Source organism: Micromonospora sp. CPCC 206060, from assembly GCF_036906895.1.
In the GTDB taxonomy this organism is placed as follows: Bacteria; Actinomycetota; Actinomycetes; order Mycobacteriales; family Micromonosporaceae; genus Micromonospora.
Genome location: NZ_JBAKHU010000207.1, coordinates 1 through 1,678, shown reverse-complemented (window position 1 = coordinate 1,678; position 1,678 = coordinate 1). Strand labels below are relative to the sequence as shown.

1 protein-coding gene is annotated in these 1,678 nt (G+C 67.3%); it reads right to left on the bottom strand.

The features are described from left to right. The coding region (locus tag V6U90_RS33275; RefSeq protein ID WP_334445124.1) for an amino acid adenylation domain-containing protein at positions 1-1,550 on the bottom strand (1,550 nt) is incomplete at its 3' end. Positions 1,551-1,678 lie beyond the last annotated feature (128 nt).

Genomic DNA, 1,678 nt, shown 5'->3' with positions numbered 1-1,678 from the left:
CCGCCGAGGTCGAAGAAGCTGTCGGTGGTGCTGACCCGGTCCAGGTTCAACACCTGGCACCAGATCCCCGCCAACTGCGCCTCAAGCTCCGTACCCGCCTCGACATGCTCACCCCGGGCCGGCACCCCCACCGCCAACAGGGCGGCCCGATCCACCTTCCCGTTGGCGTTCAGCGGAATCGATTCCACCGCCACCAGATCCGCCGGCACCATGTACTCCGGCAACGTTTCCGCACACCGCGCCCGGATCCGCTCCACCACATCCGCCACCGCCGGCAGCGTCGGCCGGTAGAACACCACCAACCGGGCATCCCCCGCCTCCGACGCCGAGACCAGGGCGACCGCATCACCCACACCCTCGACGCCCTCAACAACGGACTCGATCTCACCCAACTCGATCCGATAACCCCGGACCTTCACCTGGTGATCAACCCGACCCACGAACTCCACATCGCCGCCCGCCAACCGGCGCACCAGATCCCCGGTCCGATACAACCGCGACCCATCACCCGCAAACGGATCCGGCACAAACCGCTCCGCCGTCAGAATCGGCTGCCCCGCATAACCCCGGGCCACCCCGACCCCACCCACATACAACTCACCCGTCACACCAACCGGGCACAACTGCATCTGCGGATCGAGCACGAGCATCGACATCCCCGGCAACGCCCGACCAATCGGCACCACCGACACCGACTGCTCCACCACGATCGGGAAAACACACGTACCAACCGACGCCTCCGTCGGCCCGTACTCATTCACCAACCCACCCGGACCCAACAGGCCCCACCACCGGTTCGCCAACCCCGCCGGCAACGCCTCACCCGCCACCACAATGGTGGGCGCCAGCGAACGAGCCTGCTCATCCGACAACTGCCGACCCAGGATCTCCAGATGACCCGGCGTCAACTTCAGGAAACTGAACGGCCCGAACCCGGACAACACCTGCCCCAACTCGGACAGATCCAGATCCTGATCCACCATCAACACCCGCTGACCCGCCACCAACGGCGCCCACACATTCGGCACCTGCAAGTCAAACGCCACCGACGAAAACGCCGCACAACCACCAGAACCCCGCGACGCCAACACCGACGCCGCCCACCGCACATGATTCGCCAGACCCCGATGCGTCACCTGCACACCCTTGGGCCGACCCGTCGAACCCGACGTGAAAATCACATACGCCAACTCATCCAGATCAGTCGACCGACCCGGTAGCACCTCCGGACCGGCAACGGTCTCCGGCACATCCTCGACCCGCAGCACCCGCACACCAGCGCCGTCCCCGGCGAACCGGTCCGCGTACCGGCCCGAGGTCACCGCCACGGTCGCACCCGCGTCGGTGAGCATGCCCGCGATCCGACCCGACGGGTACGACGGATCCAACGGCACAAACGCCGCCCCCGCCTTCCACACCCCCACCAGCGACGCCACCAGATCCACCCCCCGATCCAGCAACACCCCCACCACCGAACCCGAACCCACCCCACACGACACCAACCACCGCGCCACCCGGACAGCCCGCGCATCCAACTCCGCGAACGACACCCCGACACCCGACGACGACACCACCGCCGCAGCAGACGGCGACAACGCCACCCGCGCCTCCACCTCCGCCAACACCGACCGCACCACCGGCTCCACCACCGGCACCGCATCCACCAACACCACCGGCA